The 20,296-nt window shown below is 66.8% G+C and carries 14 protein-coding genes; 3 read left to right on the top strand and 11 right to left on the bottom strand.

Translation table 11 applies throughout. The features are described from left to right. Entirely contained in the window at window positions 1-267 is a 267-nt protein-coding gene (locus HLH36_RS19950) for a hypothetical protein (protein WP_246377018.1), read from the top strand. Window positions 268-1,060: 793 nt separating this feature from the next. On the opposite strand, the gene HLH36_RS17860 is transcribed toward HLH36_RS19950, so the two are convergent. The 5 genes from HLH36_RS17860 to HLH36_RS17840 form a co-directional block, all read right to left on the bottom strand. Then, window positions 1,061-4,156 (bottom strand): TonB-dependent receptor plug domain-containing protein, encoded by a 3,096-nt coding sequence (locus HLH36_RS17860; RefSeq protein ID WP_246377017.1) that lies wholly within the window; start codon window positions 4,154-4,156, stop codon window positions 1,061-1,063. A gap of 537 nt (window positions 4,157-4,693) precedes the next feature. After that, window positions 4,694-5,629 (bottom strand): 2-hydroxyacid dehydrogenase, encoded by a 936-nt coding sequence (locus HLH36_RS17855; protein WP_182987640.1) that lies wholly within the window; start codon window positions 5,627-5,629, stop codon window positions 4,694-4,696. Window positions 5,630-5,710: 81 nt separating this feature from the next. After that, window positions 5,711-6,631: an EamA family transporter gene (locus HLH36_RS17850; protein ID WP_182987639.1), complete on the bottom strand. Its 921-nt coding sequence runs from the start codon at window positions 6,629-6,631 to the stop codon at window positions 5,711-5,713. A gap of 44 nt (window positions 6,632-6,675) precedes the next feature. Further along, window positions 6,676-8,706, bottom strand: coding sequence for a DNA topoisomerase IV subunit B (gene parE / locus HLH36_RS17845; protein WP_182987638.1), 2,031 nt, complete (start codon window positions 8,704-8,706; stop codon window positions 6,676-6,678). A gap of 50 nt (window positions 8,707-8,756) precedes the next feature. After that, entirely contained in the window at window positions 8,757-9,299 is a 543-nt protein-coding gene (locus HLH36_RS17840) for a hypothetical protein (RefSeq protein WP_182987637.1), read from the bottom strand. Window positions 9,300-9,616: 317 nt separating this feature from the next. Between HLH36_RS17840 and HLH36_RS17835 the strand changes: the two genes are divergently transcribed. Further along, on the top strand, window positions 9,617-10,156 hold the full coding sequence (locus tag HLH36_RS17835; RefSeq protein WP_408871913.1) for a hypothetical protein: 540 nt from the start codon (window positions 9,617-9,619) through the stop codon (window positions 10,154-10,156). Between the two features lie 53 nt (window positions 10,157-10,209). Here the strand turns inward: HLH36_RS17835 and HLH36_RS17830 are convergent, their stop codons facing one another. Beyond that, window positions 10,210-10,659, bottom strand: a complete 450-nt coding sequence (locus HLH36_RS17830; protein ID WP_182987635.1) for an RrF2 family transcriptional regulator — start codon at window positions 10,657-10,659, stop codon at window positions 10,210-10,212. Between the two features lie 167 nt (window positions 10,660-10,826). On the opposite strand from HLH36_RS17830, the gene cysK reads away from it, so the two are divergent. Beyond that, window positions 10,827-11,816, top strand: a complete 990-nt coding sequence (gene cysK / locus HLH36_RS17825; RefSeq protein WP_182968584.1) for a cysteine synthase A — start codon at window positions 10,827-10,829, stop codon at window positions 11,814-11,816. A 133-nt stretch (window positions 11,817-11,949) separates the two neighbouring features. On the opposite strand, the gene HLH36_RS17820 is transcribed toward cysK, so the two are convergent. The 5 genes from HLH36_RS17820 to topA all read right to left on the bottom strand — a co-directional run bounded on the left by HLH36_RS17820 (window position 11,950) and on the right by topA (window position 20,272). Next, complete coding sequence (locus tag HLH36_RS17820; RefSeq protein ID WP_182987634.1) at window positions 11,950-13,092, bottom strand: OmpA family protein; 1,143 nt, start codon at window positions 13,090-13,092, stop codon at window positions 11,950-11,952. Window positions 13,093-13,305: 213 nt separating this feature from the next. Continuing rightward, window positions 13,306-13,644 (bottom strand): DUF1491 family protein, encoded by a 339-nt coding sequence (locus HLH36_RS17815; protein WP_182987633.1) that lies wholly within the window; start codon window positions 13,642-13,644, stop codon window positions 13,306-13,308. A gap of 36 nt (window positions 13,645-13,680) precedes the next feature. After that, the gene (locus HLH36_RS17810; protein ID WP_182987632.1) at window positions 13,681-15,282 is read right to left on the bottom strand and encodes a S41 family peptidase; all 1,602 of its coding nucleotides are present in this window, start codon (window positions 15,280-15,282) and stop codon (window positions 13,681-13,683) included. Next, window positions 15,282-17,549 carry a ribonuclease R gene (gene rnr / locus HLH36_RS17805; protein ID WP_182987631.1) on the bottom strand — a complete coding sequence of 756 codons (2,268 nt, stop codon included), beginning with the start codon at window positions 17,547-17,549 and terminating at the stop codon, window positions 15,282-15,284. Before rnr ends, HLH36_RS17810 begins: the two co-directional genes overlap by 1 nt. 2 nt (window positions 17,550-17,551) lie before the next feature. Beyond that, window positions 17,552-20,272: a type I DNA topoisomerase gene (gene topA / locus HLH36_RS17800; RefSeq protein WP_182987630.1), complete on the bottom strand. Its 2,721-nt coding sequence runs from the start codon at window positions 20,270-20,272 to the stop codon at window positions 17,552-17,554. Window positions 20,273-20,296 lie beyond the last annotated feature (24 nt).

The following is a 20,296-nucleotide window of genomic DNA, read 5'->3' as shown; positions in this document are numbered from 1 at the left end:
GTGGCCGCGACCGGTGCCATCGCGACCGGCCCCGCCGCGGCCGGGGCCGTTTTCACGGTCTTGGCAGCCTTGATCGTCCTGACATGGGGCTTGCGCGGGGATTGTGTCTGCGTCGCCGTCTCCGCGCTCTGCGCGAAAGCGGAAGAGTACATCATCCCGCTCATGGCCGTGAAGGCGAACAGAACGATATTCTTTCGGCGCAGAGTTCGTGCGGTTGTCGGCTTTATCTGGCGATCACCCATGAATTTCTCCAGAATATTGATGTGAAGATTGGTAAACGAGTGTCTTGATCAGCATTCGGCGCCAAAGGTCATGCCGGGTCGTCCCATCGGAGAACACCTCTGAATCATCCTGATTCCGATGCTGCAACGATTGGCCGCGTCTCATCCCGTTCCGGATTTTCGATGAGTGTGAGATCGTGGAACTCTCCGAACATGTGTCCATTGCCTGTTACGGCGCGTTAACGAAACTACACATGATCGGAGTGGGAGTGTCGACCATTCGTGTGTGAATTATTGCAGATTTTTGTCATTATGTTGCATGGAGGCAACGGATACATATGTGCCGTCGCGGAGGAAGGTATTGAAAAAAGGGGATAGATATTGGAAATGGAAAGTTATTAAAATATAAGAAATCTTTTTAATGAAATTTATAGATATCATACTGTTTCCCAGTCTTTACGCGTGCAAGAGAGCACGTGCCGTAAACGGCACAGATCGATCGCCCTCAACAGTCTGAGGCGTGATTCGTGCGCACTGTGGTGCTCTTTTTCCGGCTGAAGACATTTGGCGCGGAGTACCGAGCGGCGAAGGCTGGTCCGAAATACATGCTGAAGCGTGGGGGCGGCAGACCATGGAAGAGGGTCGGCCGGCCGTCATTGTTTATTTGCCCGATCTGCCAGGAAAATAAGCCGGATAGAGGCAGGTCATGACCGCGGGATGGTTAACGGATCATCGGGTCAGGAAGCGAACCGGACAAGGGTCGTCCTCGGGCGCAAGTCGGTATGTAAAAAAAAGGGGTGGTCCTTGGACCACCCCCTCCCTTATTGCGCTGGGTTTCGTCAGAGTTTGACGTTCACGCCGAACTGGAACGAGCGCATGACGACGCCCTGCTGCGACCATGAAGAGTTGTAGAGATAGCCGCCATAGGTGCCGAAATCGTACGGTGCCCGGAAGCCCAGTAGATTGTAGACGTTGGCATAGGCGGACCAGCGCGGGCTGAACTGGTAGTTGAGCGTCAGGTCGACATCCCACCAGCCTTTGACCCTGCACTGAGACGGAACAAAGTTATTGCCGGCCTGAGCGTCGGCGCAGTTGTTGGCGGTTCCAGAGCCGCTCTGATCTTCGGCCGTCGTCTTGTAGCCACTGGTATAATAGACGGTCGGCGTGACGGCCAGTTTCTTCCAGGTGAAGGTGTTCGACCAGTTGGCGCGCCATTTCGGCGTGCCGGAAGCCGAAACCGCACCGTAAGGTCCGAGCGTTCCGGCGAAGCGGTACACCGATCCATCAGGATTCGTCAGGTTCATCTTGTCGACGAACGTGGCGCTGCCCTTGCTGTACCAATGCACTTCATGCAGGAAGCCCGGCAACTGGGTGTTGATTTCCATCGACAGGTCGAAACCGTCGGTCACCAGCTTGTTGGTGTTGACATAGCCCAGGTTGACGATGCCGGGACGACGCTGACCCTCGGGGTGCTGCGGATCGGCGACATCCGGCGTAACCGTTACGGACGAAGGCAGGTTTGCATTTCCGGAGGTCAGCCAATCGTCCGCCACGCTCGAAAGCGCGATCGGGTTCGGCGCGATATAGTGATTCTTGCGGATATAATAGTAATCGGCGCTCAGCGTCAGCCATCGGGTCGGACGGTAGACCGGGCCACCAGAGAAGTTGGTCGAGGTTTCGGGCCGCAGATCCGGGTTGCCCGCGCTGTTCTGGCCAATCCGGTAGGTCTGGGCGTAATTGTCCGGCGAGCCGTCAGCGTTCAGATGCTGACTGATGAAGGCGGCATTGGTCGGGGTATAATTGATGTACCCGACGTTCGATCCGCCGGTTTCAGCGAAGCTGGGAACGCGGAAGCCCTTCGAGAAGGTGCCTCGCAATGTCAGCTTGTCGATCGGTTTGAAATTCACTCCGACCTTCGGCGAGAAGTGGCTGAAGCCTTCGGAATAATTGTCGTAACGGCCGGACACCGTGGCATCCAGCATCTTTACGAACGGAAGATCAGCTTCGAAGAAGCCGGATTCGACCCAGCGGCTGCCGCGTGCATTCACCGGATTGATATAGCTGGTATATTGCGCGCCGGGATCGTTCGGATCCAGCGGATTGGCGTTCGGGGCGTTCAGTGCTTCCCATCGGACATTGCCGCCGATCGCCAGCTTGGCCATGCCACCCGGCAGGTGGAAAAGGCCCTTGCTGGCCGACAGTTCGCCTGAATATTCCTGCGTGCGGGCATTGATCACGTTCCGCGGCGCGATCGAATTCAGGACGGAGCGGGAGTTCTGCGACGGATCGACGAAATTGTAGGTGCCGTTGAGAATCGCATTGTTGATGCCATTGATCGTTGGAACGCCGGTGATTGTCTGGTTCAGCAGCGTGTTCATGCCGACGAAATTGGCATCGTAATTCCAGTCCGAACCCCAGTTGGACGGCGCCCAGCCGGAATAGCGAACCGATCCGCGGAAGTTCGAGCTGGTTTCGGTGGTGGTGGGGATCAGGTCGCCGAAGCGAGCGGACACCTGTGCGTGCTCACCTTGAGCCGCGAACGGGTTGTTCGGGTTCAGCGACCCGTCAGGCAGGTATATGGGCAGATAGGTATTCTGCGCCGTGGCCAGCCGGGCCTGGGAATAGGACGAACTGCCGTAGGTGCCGTATGGCGTGCCGGTAACGGTTGAACGGGCCTGCGACCAGTTGAACATCGCGACCAGTTGCGAGCGGTCAGTCACGTTCGCGGTGAAATGCGCGCTGGCACTGATACGACGCAGATCAGGGGCAACCTGTTCATATTTCTGCGTGTTCATCGTGCAGGCCTGGCTGATGCCCGGCGTGCCGGTGACCGTTCCGGTTGCAACGATGCCTCCCAGGCTGTTGCAGCCTGACGGGTTCAGAAGCTGCCACGGGCCGGTTGCCTTACCGGATCCGTCGACCGGATGGACGATTGCACCCGGCGTCGCCGCAAAGTTGGCGATCGTGCCGTTGGAAACGATATTGTCGTTGCCGTTTGTGCCGCCGATGCCGGTCAGGTCGCCGTTATTGTAAGGATAGCCCAGCTGACGATAATAGAGCGGATCGTCCTGCTGGTATTCCGAGTTGACGTAAAAATTGTAGCCATCGCGCGCAAGGTCGCCATGGCCATAGGTGGCGTAGAGCCGCTGGTGGCCGGCATCGCCGCGCTGGGTCAGGCCGCCTTCGGCATTGCCTTCGAAGCCCTGGATTTCCTTGCGCGTGATCATGTTGACCACGCCCGCGACCGCGTCGGCGCCGTAGGTGGCCGACCCGCCATCCTGCAGCACGTCGACCGACTGCATGATGGATTGCGGCATCCAGTTGGTGTCGACGAAGTTGCGCTCCCCGTCGTCGGCCAGCGGGTAGTAGGACAGGCGTTGCCCGTCCATCAGAACCAGGGTCGAATCGGTGCTGAGCCCGCGCAGCGACGGTGCCGAGGCGCCAGCCGCGAAGCCGCCACCGGCCGACCATGCATTGGTCAGGTTACCGCCGCCATTCGACGATAGAAGCTGCAGGGCGTCGGTTACTGTCTTGATACCACGCTGCTGCAGGTCTTTCGCCGTGATGCGCGTGATCGGTGATGCGCTGGTCGTGTTCGGATCGCGGAACAGCGAACCCGTCACCATGATCGTCTCGGCCTTCGAGGCGGTCTCCGGTGCGGGGGCTTCGGCCGCGGCCGAGAGGACCGAAGCGTTGCGGGTGGCCGGGGCCACGACCGGTGCGGCCACGGCCGGCGTTGCCAGGGTCGACTTCATGGCCTTGGCGGCCTTGGTCGTCCGGACATGGGGCTTGCGCGGGGTCTGTGTCGCCGTCTGCGCGCTCTGGGCGTAAGCGGAGGAATACATCACCCCGCTCATGGCCGTGAAGGCGAGAAGAAGAACGTTCTTTCGGCGAAGAGTTCGTGCGGTCGTCTGCTTGATCTGGCGATCGCCCATGATTGCTCCAAAGATATTAACGTGAAGATTGGTAAGCCAGTGTCTTGATCAGAATGGTGCGCTGTATGCGATGCCAGGCGTTCCGACCGGAAAATCCGGCGGAATCCGAGCGATTCCGACAGGATTTAACGGGCGACCGCGTCCCATCTCGTTCCGGATGTCCGGTGAATGCGATGTGCCGTGGAGCTCCCTGGGCATGTGTCATTGGCCTGTTACAGCGCGTTAACAAAAACTACACATGATCATAACGGTCGTGTCGACCGCTCGTGTGCCGTCTGTTACGGATTTCTTGCATCATGTTGCCGTTATGCAACATGAACGCTGCGCGATTGCGAAGACCGTAGGGGAGGACGAGTATTAAGAATCAGGAAATTCAATTAAATTGTCAGAAGAAATTCGTGGACGAATTTTTCTGGAAAAACTGCGGGCTTTTTGTTCGGAAGCCGGATCGACCTGTGCCGTGGAAGCCACAGGCCGCCCGCACCAAGCGCGGATTCATGCGTATTGTAGCCGCCCGATTGCGTCATTCCGGCCCTGTCAGTAACCGCGCGCGACGTCCACCGTATCGCGCGCGGGCAGGCCGGTGCGCAGGCGGCGGATATTCTCGGCTATCTGGGGTGCCGCCGAGTCCGGCAGGGCGACCGAGGCGACGTGCGGCGTGATCAGCACATTGTCCAGGTGCCACAGCGGATGGTCTTGCGGCAGCGGCTCCTGGCTGAAGACGTCCAGCGTGGCCTGTCCGATCCGGCCGGAGCGCAGGGCGGCGACCAGCGCCTCTTCATCGACGATGGCGCCGCGCGCGACATTGATGAAGCCCGCGCCCCGCGGCAGCATCGCCAGCCGTTCGGCATTCAGCAGGCCGATGGTCTGCGGCGTCTTGGGCAGCATGCAGACCAGGATATCGCATTCGCCGAGGAAGGCGGGGAGGCTGTCCATTCCCGCATGGCAGGTGATGCCGGGCTCGGCTTTCGGGCTGCGCGACCAGCCGCTGACCGTAAAGCCCAGCCGCGCGCATTCCCGTGCCGCGAACAGGCCCAGTTCGCCCAATCCCATGATGCCGACACGCGTGTGCGAGAGGGGGCGGGGTTCGATGAAGTGCCACCGTCCCTCGCGCTGCGCGGCCGCGAAGGCCGGAATGTCGCGGGCCAGGCGCAGGGTCGCGAACAGGACGTAGCTGGCCATCATCCGCGACATCATCGGGTCCTGCAGCCGCGTGATCGCCACGCCGGGCGGCAGGTCGTCGCGCGCCACCAGCGCATCGACGCCGGCACCCAGGCTGACGATCATGCGCAGGTCGGGAAAACGGGCGAAGAACCCCTGCGGCGGGTTCCAGACCAGCGCATAGCGTATCCCGGCGGTGTCGGTGACCGAGTCGGCCAGTGCGAACCCCAAATCCGGCAGGGCCGCATGCAGCGCGGCCCGCCAGGGTTCGGGATTGTCCATCTGGCTGTAGAAGACCATCCGGTCGGTCATGTCTCTCTCCTCGCTGTCCGATCGTTGCGAATCTATCGCGATCCTCGGGCGGTGGGGAGAGCAGGGCGCCGGAGGGGCCCGCTACATCTCGGGCAGTACCGGCGCGGTTTCCTGGCCGGGGCGCTGGAGCAGGACGCCGGCGATCGAACTCAGCACGATGCACAGGATTCCCGCCCATTGCGCGGGGGCCAGATGTTCGCCCAGCAATGCCAGCCCGATGATGGCGGCCACCGCCGGGTCGAGGCTGGTCAGGATGCCGAACTGGCGGGGATGCAGCCGCTTCATGGCCAGCATTTCCAGCGTGTAGGGCAGCGCGGACGAGAGGATGGCGACGAAGCAGGCCAGCAGGGCGGCATGCGGATGCCTGGCGGCGACGGGCAGGGTCGCCGCCATCAGCGGCGTCACCAGCACGGCGCCCACGGCCTGGCCGAGGGCCGTGGCACGCGCGGCGTCGATGCGCCGGCTGACCCGGCCGCCAGTCACGATATAGGCAGCCCAGGCCGCCGCGGCCATCAGCCCATAGGCCACGCCCAGCAGGTCGAGCGGCCGGCCGGCCAGCGCCGCGCCGGGTTGCAGCAGCAGGTACAGCCCCCCGACGATGACGGGAAACAGCAGCAATTCGCGCGCGCGCCGCGCGCCCGACAGGGACAGGATCAGCGGCCCCAGGAACTCGACCGCCACCGCCACGCCCAGCGGCAGCCGGTCGAGCGACAGGTAGAACGCCATGTTCATCACGCCGATCGAGGCGCCGTACCACAGGACCAGCTTCAGGGTCGCCCGGTTCGGTGCCGCGCGCCAGGGGCGCGTCAGGATGCCCAGCACGATGGCGGCGATCCACAGGCGCAGGCTGACCGTGCCCAGTGGCCCGAAGACGGGAAACAGCAGCTTGGCGAACGAACCGCCGACCTGGAACGAGACCATGCCCCCCACGACCAGCAGGATGCCGGCCAGCGGACCCTGCGTCTGTTCGTCTCCGGCCGCGGAACGCGCGGCCGTGGTCATCGTTCGTCCGGAGGCGTGTGGGGATGGTCAGGGAACATGGGCGATCAGACGTCCAGTTCCTCGACCAGGCGGGCATGTTCCTGGATGAACTGGAAGCGCGATTCCGCCTTCCGGCCCATCAACTGCTCGACGCGGTCGCTGGTCAGCGCGCGGTCTTCGGGCCGGGTGACGACCTGCAGCAGCGTGCGCTTTTTCGGGTCCATCGTCGTCTGTTTCAGGTCGCCCGGCGGCATTTCGCCCAGGCCCTTGAAGCGTGAGATCTCGATTTTGGCGTTGGGCTTGAAATCCGATTTCAGCTTCCGCTCACGGTCGGCATCGTCCATCGCATAGACCGTCCGGCCGCCCTGGGTCAGGCGGTAGAGCGGCGGCTGCGCCAGGTAGACATGGCCCCGGCGGATCAGTTCGGGCAGCTCGCGGTAGAAGAAGGTCATCAGCAGCGACGCGATATGCGCCCCGTCCACGTCGGCGTCGGTCATGATGATGACGCGCCCGTAGCGCAGGCGCGTGGCATCGAACCGTTCGCCGATGCCGCAGCCCAGGGCCTCGACCAGGTCGCGCAGTTCCTGGTTGGCGCGCAGCTTCTCGGTCGAGGCGCTGGCGACGTTCAGGATCTTGCCGCGCAGCGGCAGCACGGCCTGCGTCTCGCGGTTGCGGGCCTGTTTGGCGGAACCGCCGGCGGAATCGCCCTCGACCAGGAAGATCTCGGTCTCGGCCGCGTTCTCGCGCGTGCAGTCGGTCAGCTTGCCCGGCAGGCGCAGGCGCCGTGTGGCGCTCTTGCGCGGCGTGTCCTTCAGATCCTTGCGGCGCAGCCGTTCCTCGGCGCGCTCGATGATGAAGGCCAGGAGGTTGTCGGCCTGCGCCGGATGGCCGGCCAGCCATTGCTCGAACCGGTCGCGCAGCGCGGTCTCGACCAGGCGGCTGGCTTCGGACGAGGTCAGCTTTTCCTTGGTCTGGCCCTGGAATTGCGGATCGCGGATGAAGACCGACAGTTTGGCGGCGATGATCCCGAGAATATCGTCGGCCGCGATCGCGGAGGCGCGGCGGTTCGACCGCTGCTCGCCCCAGGCGCGGAAGCCTTTCAGCAATGCCGCGCGGAATCCGGCCTCGTGCGTGCCACCCTGCGGGGTGGGGATGGTGTTGCAGTAGGAGGCCAGGCTGGACGACCCGGATTCCAGGAATGCCACCGCCCATTCCATGCGGCCGGTCTCGGCGCCATCGGGGCCGACCGGAAGGTCGGCGTCGCCGGACCACATCTCGGCCAGCAGCGCGGCCGTGCCCAGCTCGTCGCGCAGGCTGTCGGCGACGCCGCCGGGGAAATGCAGCACCGCCTCGGCTGGAATGGCCTCGTCACGGATCAGCGTCGGGTCGCAGGCCCAGCGGATGGTCACGCCGCGATACAGATAGGCCTTGGACCGGCATAGTTTATACAGCCGGGCAGGGGAGAAATGGAGGCGCCCGAAGATCTGCGGGTCCGGGGTGAAGCGGATCTGCGTGCCGCGCCGGTTCTGGGTCGGCCCCACCTTTTCCAGCGTCGTGACCGGATGGCCGCGTTCATAGGCCTGGCGCCACACGGTGCGGTCGCGTGCGACCTCGACCTCCATCCGCGCCGCCAGCGCATTGACCACCGACGAGCCCACGCCGTGCAGGCCGCCCGAGGTGGCGTAGGCCTTGCCCGAGAATTTCCCGCCCGCGTGCAGCGTGGTCAGGATGACCTCCAGCGCCGAGCGATCCTTGAATTTGGGGTGCGGATCGACCGGAATGCCCCGGCCATTGTCGCGGATGGTCAGCCAGTCGCCTTCATCCAGCGTGACGTCGATGGTGGTGGCGTGGCCGGCCACCGCCTCGTCCATCGCATTGTCCAGGATCTCGGCGGCCAGGTGATGGTACGCGCCTTCATCCGTGCCGCCGATATACATGCCAGGGCGCCGCCGGACGGGCTCCAGCCCCTCCAGCACCTCGATGGCGCTGGCATCGTACGTCTCGGCCGCGCTGGCCGGAGCCGGTGCGGTGGCCCCGGTCGCGCGGGGGCGCGACTCCCGCTTCGGGCGCGGCGCGGAAAAGAGATCGTCGTTCATGGACTGTTCTTTGTTCCGCAGCCCGGTTCCCTGTCAAGCAGGCGCGCGTGTCAGCTCCGGGTGGTGTGGGCGGCCCGGGCGCGCGAACGGCTGCGGACTTCCGAGTGCAGCACGCGCTCGGGCGCGGCGCAGGTTTCGTACGATGCGGGCTGGATGATGTCCTTGGCCTGGGCGTAGCGCGACAGGTCCTGCGCGCTTTCCAGCACCGCGACCTCGTCGAACATCGCCGCGCGCTGGTTGCAGAAGGCGGTGCCGGCCTTCAGCCCGCGCTCGGACTGCACGTTGGCGAGCTGGGTGATGTAGTCGTCATGCTCGCGCTGGGCGCCCCGGCCGTAGGTGGTGCGGAAATAGGCGTTCAGCGTCCCTTCCTCGTCCAGCAGCCTGGGGCGGAAGCGTTCGACGAAGGCGTTGTAGCGGTCCTGCATGTTGCACGACAGGGCCGTCACCATCAGCTCGCTCTTGAGACCCTGCACGTCGAAGGCCTCATGCGCGGGGGAGGAGGTGCAGGCGCCGGCTGCGAATGCGGCCTGTCCGTTCACAAGCCCGGCAAGGGCCAGGCCGGCCACGGCGGCGCGCCAAATGGGAAACGTCATGATAAGGTTTCTCCCGACCGACCGGAAAGCTGTGCCGGGTCGTGGTCGATGACATGAACCGGCATGTGAACTGGACTTGCTAGCGTTCTATAATGGCAGCATAACCCTGACCAGAGTGTTGGCAATCAAATTTTGGGGTCACGGCTGGTCCTCGCATCATGGCGCGTTCTGCCGCCCCCTGCCATCCGTGATTGCCGATCCTTGAGGATCGGATTGGGTCTTTATGTGCATCCCGGTACTGTTCTAGAGCGTTGCCGGACGATTCGCGGCAGCCTGGTGCGGGCCGGTTCTTGAGCGAGCGGAGTTGACGAGTGCGCGTGCGATTGTCTTCTGCAATTCTGGTGGCGGCGTCTGCCGTGCTGGCCGGATGTCAAAACAAGCCTGGACTCCAGGTCGCGGGTCCGCCCGACCCGTTCGGCTATATGAAGCGTTCGGCGGTCTGCCAGGTCAGCCCCGTCAAGTCGGCCGGGCCGGCCCGGAAGACGGCGACGATGTCCGTGCGCAGCGATGACGGCAATTGCGGCGTTCTGGTCCAGCAGGACGGGGAACGGTCCTATGCCTCGTTCGGCGTTGCGCCGGCGCCGGAGCATGGCAAGGCGTTCCTGTATAATTACAACAATCACACGTACGTGATGTACACGCCCAACACCGCCTATGCCGGGCAGGACCATTTCAGCGTGACGCTGATCCGCGGCCCCGGTCAGCCGCGCGATACGCTGGATGTCACGGCGACGGTCGATGCGACCGGCGTGGTGGTGCCGACCCCCATGGTGATGGCCCCGACCCCGGCGCCCGCGCCGGCCAAGAGCACGAGTAGGGCGGCGACCAGGCGTCGCGCCAAGACCACTCATCCGTGATGGGAGGCGGCGGGAGGCATTCCCCCGCCCATCCCCGCACGCGCGGGGAAAAATCAGATCGAAAAGCTGATCGGCTCGGCCAGTGGACGGCGCATGCCGCTGGATTCCGCCCGGTGGACCAGATCGTCCAGGGTCAGCTTGCGGCACTGGGCCGACACGGTCTCGTCCAGCTTCTGCCAGCACGGATCGATGACGCGGGTGAAAAGCTGGCCCATCGGCCCGTCATCGGACGACGAATCGTCGGCCGTCGCGACCTCGACGATGTCGGCCACGGTGATGTCGCGCCGCGGGCGGCCCAGCCGGTAGCCGCCGCGCGGCCCGCGCACGCTTTCCAGCAGGCTGGAACGCGACAATGTCTGGAGCAGCGGCTCGATGCCCCGTCGGGCCAGCCCGGCGCGCTCGGCGATGTCGGCGGCGCTGACGGTTCCGGTGCGTCCGGCATGGAACGCGACGTCGAGCATGATGAGCACCGCGATCATGGCCCTGTCACGCCGAAGCAGCATTCCCGATTTCTCCTGCAATCCATGGTGTGTCCGACGACCGGACACGCGCCGGGCGTGAGGCTAGCAGGATCGGCGGCGATGATCCACGCTTCTGTTTGGTGTGATGATGGATTATGTCAGCTATTACGATTAAATCTGCGTCGGCGCGTTGAAGGAAGGAGCGACCCATGGATCATTCAGTGGCGGCGGACGGCCATCTGGGCCTGGCCGGGCCGCGTGGGCGGGTGTACGACTCGATCGTGGATACGGTCGGCGGCACCCCGCTGGTTGCCCTGCCGCGCCTGATGCGCGAGGACGAGGTGGCCAGCCGGATCCTGATGAAGCTGGAGTTTTTCAATCCTCTGGGGTCGGTCAAGGACCGGATCGGCGCCGCCATGGTGCTGGCCGCCGAGCAGCGGGGCGACATCACGCCGGGGCGTACCGTGCTGGTGGAGCCGACATCGGGCAATACCGGCATTTCGCTGGCGTTCGTCGCCGTCGCGCGCGGCTATCGGCTGATCGTGACCATGCCGGAGGGCGCGTCGATGGAGCGGCGCAAGATGCTGCGCCTGCTGGATGCGGAACTGCAATTGACTCCGTCCCGGCTGGGCATGGCCGGTGCCATCGCCCGGGCCGAGGACATCGTGAAGAAGACGCCGCATGCGTGGATGCCGCGCCAGTTCGAAAATGCCGACAACCCGACCATTCATGCCCTGACCACTGCCGAGGAGATCTGGACCGACACGGAAGGTGCGGTCGATATCGTGGTGGCCGGCGTGGGCACCGGCGGCACGGCCAGCGGCATTGCCCATGCGCTGAAGCCGCGCAAGCCGGGGCTGGCGGTCTATGGCGTGGAACCGGTGGAAAGCGCGATCCTGAACGGGGACGAGGCCGGTCCGCACGGTATCCAGGGGATCGGCCCCGGCTTCTGTCCCCGCACGCTGGACCTGCCGGCGCTGGACGGCGTGCTGACGGTGTCGGAGCGCGAGGCGATCGCGGCCGCAAGGCGGTGTGCGCGGCTGGATGGCGTGCCGATCGGGATCTCGTCGGGGGCGGCGCTGCATGCGGCGCTGAAGCTGGCGGAGCAGCCGGAGCATGCGGGCAAGACGATCGTCGTCATCGCCCCGTCCTTCGCCGAACGCTATCTGTCCACCTCGCTTTTCACCGGTCTAACCTAAGTTTGGCCCCGTAAACGCGTGCTGGTGGCGATCCGGGCGCGCGTTCGGGGGCCAAAACGGCGTGGCTCAAAACGAATTGGGGTCAAGAGGCCGACTGGCCCCTTGCGGGTTCGGGCAGAGCCCGAGTTTGACCTTATTTCAGGATGATCTCGACGCGGCGGTTCTGGGGCTCGCGGGTATTGGGGCCTGTGGGGACCAGCGGGTGGTCTTCGCCGAAGCCGTGGATGTCGATCGCGGTGCCGGGTACGCCGTCGCGGATCAGTTCGGCCTGCACGGCCTGGGCGCGGCGGAGTGACAGCGCCATGTTGTAGCGCGCGCCGCGCGGGCCGGGATGGGCGGCGGAATTGTCGGTATAGCCGTTGACCTCGATCCGTGTGGTCTGGGTGTGGGTCGAGGCCTGGGCGGCTGTTGCCACGATGGCGCGCGCGCGGTCCGACAGGCCGGATTTATCCCAGTCGAAGAACACCAGGTAGGTCCGGGTCTGCGCGGGGGCCGGGGCCGCAGGCTCCACCGACGGCGGGGCCGGGGGCGGGGCCGGGTTGAACTCGTAGCGCAGGCCGAGCATCAGCGAATGGTTGAAGTCGGTCATGGTGTCGCGGTTGCCCGTCGCGGCGCCATAGGGACGGCTGGCGTTGTAGCCGCCGATGGTGCCGATGGACGTCGCGCCATGGGATTGCGGGCCGAGCATGGTCCAGAACCGGTATTCCGCCGTTGCCGACAGGCCGACGACCCATGGCACCGGGAAGGCGAGGCCGAAGATGCCCTGATAGGCGAAATTGCCGAACGTGCCGCCGATCTGCTGGTTGAAGCCCGGCCCCATGACGGAGGCGTTCATCGACTGCCAGGCATAACCCACGCCCGCGCCGAAATAGGGGTAGAGCCAGCTCTTGCCGATATCCATGTCGAACAGCGCGTTGGCCATGACCCCGTAGGTCTGCTGCCGTCCGCCCGCATGGCTGGAAGGCAGGGCAGCGGAATTGAAATTCTTCAGACCGTTATTGCGGTAATTGCCCTCGACCTCCACGCGGAAGCCGTTGCCCAGGCCCCAGCCGACGCTGCCGATTCCGACCGCCCCGGTATGGTACTTGTCGCGCCCGTCGGGAAAATTGGGCGAGGAGCGCACGCGCTGGTCCTGATTGAAGGTCGCCCCGCCCTCGCCGGCCACATACAGGCCCTGGACGGGTTGGGCGAAGGCCGGGGCGACGGAGAGCATGGAACCGAGGGCGAACGCCGCCGCCAGAATCGTTCCTCCAAGCAATCCGTGCCGCACTGTCATGGTCTGATTTCTCCCTTGAGCCGGGTGTGCTGACTGTGCGGCCCGGTCGAATGAATGCGCGTCGTCCATTATATTTCTGTCTTCTTTGCCGAAAGACGCGCCGATGGCAATCCATAATAGGGTGGCATGTACGGCGGCCAGACCGGCGCCGGACGGTCGCGAGGGGGACGGTGTGGAGCGTATGACACACTCACAAGGTTCCCGCCACGGGGGTCAGAGCAGGGTTGCCTCGAACGGTGGGGTGAGGTCCGGGGCATCGAATTCCAGCACCCACAGATCGGGGTCACGCCCTACCTGCCGGGCGATATAGGCGTCGGCGGCAGCCTGGTCGACCGGGTCGGGGCCGGTGCCGCGAAGCCAGGCCGGGCTGCCATCCGCCGTGCGGGTCTGTGCCAGGACCGACAGGCGGCCATCCCGCCCCAGAAGGACGGCGAGGATGCCGCCCGCGTCCGCGTCGCCGCGCCGCAGGACCATCGCCGGATGGCCGCTCTGGTTCGCGTGCCGGACCACGGCGGAAACCCACAGGCCGGCGCGCAGGCGGGCTTCGGTCACGATCCGGGCTTCCGGACCCGGCCGGCGGGCAGCGCCTTATTCCGCTTGGGGTGCATAGGTGCCCTCCTCGGGGATGGCGGACAGGGCGGCGCGATATTCAGCCGGATTGTCGAGCAGCGACCGGGCGGCGTCCAGGTCGGAATCGGTGCCGATCGCGGCGGGGCAGGCCTTACGCAGGTCCAGGATGCGCGACACGGCGACGGGGAAGCGGACGGCGCGCGTCGCCAGCACGGCGTCGCGCATGTCCACCTGGCCGGCCGCGAGGTCCTGGAGCTGCCGTTCCAGGTCGGCCTCGCCCCGGCTGGTGCAGACCTGCGGCATCACGCCCAGCCCTTGCAGCGGCCAGCCCAGCGGCGCCAGGACGCGGCTCCAGGTCACGAACAGTTCGCCGCCGTCGGGCATCTGGCCGATCGTCTGCACCAGCCCCTTGCCCAGCGTGGCGCTGCCGATCACGACGGCGCGCCTGTGGTCGGCCAGGGCGGCGGCCAGGATCTCGGCGGCGCTGGCGGTGCGCCCGTCGACCAGCACGACGATCGGCACGCCGCCGGTCATGTCGCCGCCCTGCACGGCCCAGACATGGTTGGCCTGGGCGTCGCGCCCATGGGTGACCACCGCCACGCCGCGATCCAGCACCAGGGCGCTGGCCGTGACCGCCTGTTGCAGCACGCCGCCACGGTTGCCGCGCAGGTCCATCACCAGCCCGCGCAGATGCGGATCGTCGCCCGCCTGGTCCAGGTACTGGCTCATTTCCTGCGCGGTATCGGCGGAAAAGGCGGTGATGCGGATGACCACCACATGCCCGTCGGCATAGGCGAAGACCGTCTCGGGCGGGACCGAGGCCCGGTGCAGCGTGATCGTGCGGCGTGCGCGCTCGTCCCCCACCAGCAGCGTCACCCTGCTGCCGGGATCGCCCAGCAGCCATTGCGTCACCGTCTGGGGCGTCTGGTCGCGGGTGGACCGGCCGTCGACCGCGTAGAGCCGCTGCCCGACCACCAGGCCCGCCGGCCAGGCCGGCCCGTTGGCATTGACCGCCGTGATCAGGATCGAACGCGCGTCGCGCCCCAGGGTCAGGCCCGTTCCGGCCTCGCCACCGGTGCGGATGTCGCGGTCGGTCGTCGCCGGTGCGGGCGCGACGTAGCGCGAATACGGGTCCATATGGTTGAACAGTTCGTCGAAGAACCCCTGCAGCAATCCGCCGCCGCCCGCGTCGCGCACGGCGGAGGACCGGCCCCATGCCGCCTGCATCAACTGCACCGTCACGTCGGTCCAGGCTGCCTGGTCGGTTTCGGCGGGGTCGGGCACGCGCAGCAAGACGTCCTGCCCGAAGGCCAGCTGCACGGTGCCGTCCCGGTCCGTCACGGTCAGGGCGGGGTCGATCGCGCTCAGCCCGTTCAGGCCCCACAGGCAGAAATCGCGCGAGGTATGGCTCTCCAGCGTGCGGGGCAGCAGGAAGGTCAGGGCCGCGTTGAGGACGGCCTGCGTCATGCTGGTGTCCAGCGCCGGGCGGGCCGCATCGGCGGCCGCCAGCCTTGGCGTCATCAGATAGATGACGACCAGCATGATCGCGACCGACCGCGCCGGCAGCCGCAGGGGCCGCCGCCGGCCGATCCACCCCGACGAGGCGGCCCGGGGGCGCATCAGCGCGGGCGCTGGCCGCGGGCGCGGCGCGCGGGCACGGGCGGCAGGTCCGTCAGGGTAAAGAGCAGGCCGCCGGTCACCGGCGTCGCCTCGGCCAGGCGCACGGTGACCGGCTGGCCCAGGCGCAGGACCAGGCCGCTGTCGCGGCCGCGCAGGGTGTGGGTCTTGTCGTCATGGGTCCAGACATCGTCGGGCAGGGTCGATACCGGCACCAGACCGCTGCCCCCGGTCCGCGTCAATGTCACGAACACGCCGAACCGGGTCACGCCCGACACATGGCCGGTAAAGTCCGTACCAACCTGATCGGCCAGCCAGGCGGCGACGTAGCGCTCGGTCGTCTCGCGCTCGGCCAGGATGGCGCGCCGTTCGGCGGTGCTGACCTGCTGGCCGATTTCCTCCAGCCTGGCCGCGTCGGCGGCGGGCATGGCATCGGGCGGGTGCGTGCCCATGCCGATCAGCGCCCGATGGACCATCAGGTCGGCATAGCGCCGGATGGGGCTGGTGAAATGCGCATAGGACGACAGCGCCAGGCCGAAATGGCCGATATTGTCGGGACTGTATTCGGCCTGGCTCTGCGCGCGCAGGATGGTCTCGCTGACCAGCGTGGGCGCGTCGCCCTCGGCGGCGCGGGCCAGCACCCCGGCCAAGTCGCGCGCATGCAGCGTGCCGACCGGCGGCACGGTGAAGCCCATGGCGGACAGATTGTCACGCATCGCCTCGGCCCGTTCCGGCGAGGGCGGGGCGTGGATGCGGTACAGGCACGGCCGGCGGCTTCGTTCCAGTTCCTCGGCGGCGGCGACGTTGGCCAGCACCATGAAATCCTCGATCAGGCGATGGCTGTCATGGCGGATGCGGGGCTCGATGGCGGTGATCCGCCCGGTCTCGTCGAGTCGCACCACCCGTTCCGGCACGTCGAGTTCCAGCGTGCCACGTTGTGCCCGCGCCGTCGACAGGGCACGCCAGGCATCGAACAGCGTGGTCATCATGCCCTCGGGCAGGGGGCTGTCCTGCTCGCCCTCCGCGATCGCCTGGACCTCGTCATAGGTCAGGCGCGCGGCGCTGCGCATGATGCCCCGGCCGAAACGGTGGCGCAGTTTCCGGCCCTCCGCATCGATATGGATTTCCACGAACAGGCAGCCCCGATCCTCGCCGGGGCGCAGCGAGCACCAGCCGTTCGACAGCGCCTCGGGCAGCATCGGCACTACCCGGTCGGGGAAATAGACCGAGTTGCCGCGCCGCCTTGCCTCGCTGTCCAGCGTCGAGCCGGGGCGCACGTAATGCGCCACGTCGGCGATGGCGACGATCAGGCGGAAGCCGCTGCCCTCCGGCCCGGACCAGGGTTCGGCATACACGGCATCGTCGAAATCGCGGGCGTCGGCGCCGTCGATCGTGATCAGCGGCACGTCGCGCAGATCCTCGCGCCCCTCGGCCGAGACGCCGCGCGCGCGCTCGGCCTCGGCCAGCGCATCGGCCGGGAACTGGTGGGGGATGGCGTGGGTGTGGATCGCCAGCAGGCTGACGGAGCGGGCGTCGCCCATCGGGCCCAGCCGCTCGACGATCCGCGCCGGTTTCAGCCCATGTCCCGCCATCGGCAGGGGTTCGGCGACCACGATCTCGTCAGGCTCGGCGCCCAGCGTCTCGCCCGCCGGGACGATCCATTCCGCCTTGGACCGGCGGTCGGCGGGGACGATGCGCCCGGCTTCCTGCACCCGGCGCGGCGCGGCGGCCGGATCGGCCGGGGTGGCGCGGAACAGGCCGACGACGCGGCCCGGCGCGTCGGTCAGCCGGCGCAGGGTGCGGCCCTCGTAACGGCCCGGGCCGACGCGCTTGAGGCGCGCCACCACCCGCTCGCCCGGTGCCAGGGCAGGGCGGCCCTTCTGCTCGGGGTGCATGAAGATGACCGGCGCCGGCCCGTCGCCCTCCCACATCACGGGGCGGGCGATCGGATCGCCGTCCGGGTCGGTGCCGGTGACCTGCACCACCGTTGCCTCGGGCATGGCGGCGGAGGCGCGGAAGCGGCGCGCGCCGGCCGGGACCAGCGCGCCGTCCAGCGCCAGTTCGCGCAGCATGTCGCGCAGCGCCGCCTTGTGTTCCGGGCCCAGGCCGAAGGCGCGCGCGATCTCGCGCTTCCCGACGCGGCCGGTGGCCTCGGTCACGAACCGGCGCAGGGTTTCGCGATCCGGAAGCCCACCGGCCCGGGGCGGGCTGGAGGGATCGGGCAGCGTATCGGGCGGCGGCTGAGGGTCGGAAGGCTTCCTCCCCTCCATCGTCACCCGGCCTTGGCGGCCGTGCGCCGGCTTCGCTTCGCCGTGCCTTCGGCGGCGGCTTTGGCCGGGGCCGCCTTTTTGGCACGGGTGGTCCTGGGGGCCGGGGCATCCGCCCCGTCGGCGGGGGCCTCCGTCTTCGCGGTTTTTGCCGCCGTCTTGCGGGTGGTGGCCTTGGCGGTGGTCTTCTTGGCGGCGGCCTTGCCCTTGGGCTTCAGCGGCTTGCCCTTTTCGGCCAGCAGCGCCACCGCCTGCTCCAGCGTCACGTCTTCCATCGCTTCGCCACGCGGAACGTTGACCACCATCTGGCCGTGCTGGATGTACGGCCCGAACCGGCCCTTGCGCACCATCACCGGCTCGCCATCCCTGGGATGCGGCGCAATGGTGCGGACCGAGGCCAGCTTGCGCGCCAGCACGTCGACCGCGCGGTTGAGGCCGACGGTCAGGATGTCGTCATCCTTGTCCAGCGACCCGTAGATGGCGCCCATCTTCACATAGGGGCCGAAGCGGCCCAGCCCGGCCTCGATCGGCTCGCCGGTCTCGGGGTGGGTGCCGACGATGCGCGGCAGCGAGAGCAGGCCCAGCGCCTGTTCCAGCGTGATCTTGTCGCCTTCGATGCCGCGCGGAATGGTGGCGCGCTTCGGCTTGGCCTTCTTGTCCTCGGGGTTGGGTTCGCCCTGCTGGACGTACAGCCCCCACGGGCCGCGTTTGACGGTCACGTCCTCGCCGCTCGGGGCCTGGCCCAGCACCCGCATCCCGTCCTTCAGCGTGTCGGCCTCGCCTTCCTCCTTCGAATCCACCACCAGGCGGCGGGTGAACTGGCAGGTCGGATAGTTCGAGCAGCCGATGAAGGCCCCGTAGCGCCCCAGTTTCAGCCCCAGCCGGCCGGTGCCGCAGGCGGTGCAGACGCGCGGGTCGGTGCCGTCGGGGCGGGGCGGGAAGAAATGGGGCGCGAGGTCGGCGTCCAGCGCGGTGATGACGTCGGAGATCTTCAGCTCCTTCGTCTGGTCGACCGCGTGGGAGAAATCGCGCCAGAAGGCCGACATCACGTCGCGCCAGTCGGCACGGCCGCCCGAGATGTCGTCGAGCTGCTCCTCCAGCCCGGCCGTGAAGCCGGTGTCGACATAGCGTTCGAAGAACGAGGTCAGGAACGCCGTCACCAGCCGGCCGCGATCTTCGGGCACGAAGCGCCGCGCATCGAGCCGCACGTAATTGCGGTCGCGCAGCACCGACAGGATCGAGGCATAGGTGGAGGGTCGGCCGATGCCGATCTCTTCCATCTTCTTGACCAGAGACGCTTCCGAATAGCGCGGCGGCGGCTGCGTGAAATGCTGGTCGGCCTCGACGGCGCCGGTCTTCAGCGGGTCGCGCTCGCGCATCGGCGGCAGCATGCGGCTTTCGTCGTCCTGCTCGTCCTTCGTCGCGGCGTCGTCGCGGCCTTCGCTATAGAGTTTCAGGAAGCCGTCGAAGGCGATGATCGAGCCGTTGGCGCGCAGGGTCGCGGCGCCGGCGGCATCCGCGATCTCGACGATCACCTGGTCCAGCTCCGCCGACTGCATCTGGCTGGCGACCGAGCGCTTCCAGACCAGTTCGTACAGCCGCCGCTGCTCGTCGCTCAGATAACGGGCGACCTCGGCGGGGGTGCGGGCGACATCGGTGGGGCGGATCGCCTCGTGCGCTTCCTGCGCGTTCTTGGCGCGGGTGGAATAGATCCGCGCCTTTTCCGGTACATAGGGGGCGCCGAAGCTGCTGCCGATATGGTCGCGAATGGCGGTGATGGCCTCGCCGGCCATCTGCACGCCGTCGGTTCGCATATAGGTGATCAGACCGACCGTCTCGCCGCCCAGATCGATGCCTTCATACAGTTGCTGGGCCACGCGCATCGCCGCCTGGGCGCCCATGCCCAGCTTGCGCGAGGCCTCCTGCTGCATGGTGGAGGTGGTGAAGGGCGGCGGCGGGTTGCGGCGGACCTTGCGCCGCTCGACCGAGCGGACCGCGAACTTGCCGCCCTCGACCGTTGCCTTGGCCGCCATGGCCCCGGCCTCGTCATGCAGGTCGAACTGGTCCAGCTTGTGGCCGCCCAGATGCGTCAGGCGCGCGGTGAAGGGCGCGCCTTCGGGCGTGGTGAACTGGGCGGCGACCGTCCAGTATTCGCGGCTCCTGAAGCTCTCGATCTCGGCTTCGCGCTCGCAGATCAGGCGCAGGGCGACCGACTGCACGCGCCCGGCGCTGCGCGACCCCGGCAGCTTGCGCCACAGGACCGGCGACAGGGTGAAGCCCACCAGGTAATCCAGCGCGCGGCGGGCCAGATAGGCCTCGATCAGCGGCTGGTCGAGGTCGCGGGGGTGGGCCATCGCGGTGCGGATGGCGGATTTGGTGATCTCGTTGAAGGTGACGCGCTGGACGTCCACGCCCTTCAGCAGCTTCCGCTCCTCCAGCATGGCGCGGACATGCCAGGAAATCGCCTCGCCCTCGCGATCCGGGTCAGTGGCCAGGTACAGGTTCTTGGCGCCGCGCAGCGCCTTGGCGATGGCGGCGATCTGCCGGTTGCCGCGCTCATCGGCTTCCCAGTCCATGGCGAAATTCTCGTCCGGGCGGACACTGCCATCCTTGGGCGGCAGGTCGCGGACATGGCCGAACGACGCCAGAACGGTAAAGCCGTCTCCCAGATACTTGTTGATCGTCTTCGCCTTGGCGGGCGATTCGACCACGACCACGTCAGTCATTCTGTCTCCGGATCACGCGTCTCG

The organism is Gluconacetobacter aggeris, assembly GCF_014174395.1.
Lineage (GTDB): Bacteria > Pseudomonadota > Alphaproteobacteria > Acetobacterales > Acetobacteraceae > Gluconacetobacter > Gluconacetobacter aggeris.
Note: the sequence above shows the minus strand (reverse complement) of the source record. Positions and strands in the feature narration are given on the sequence as shown.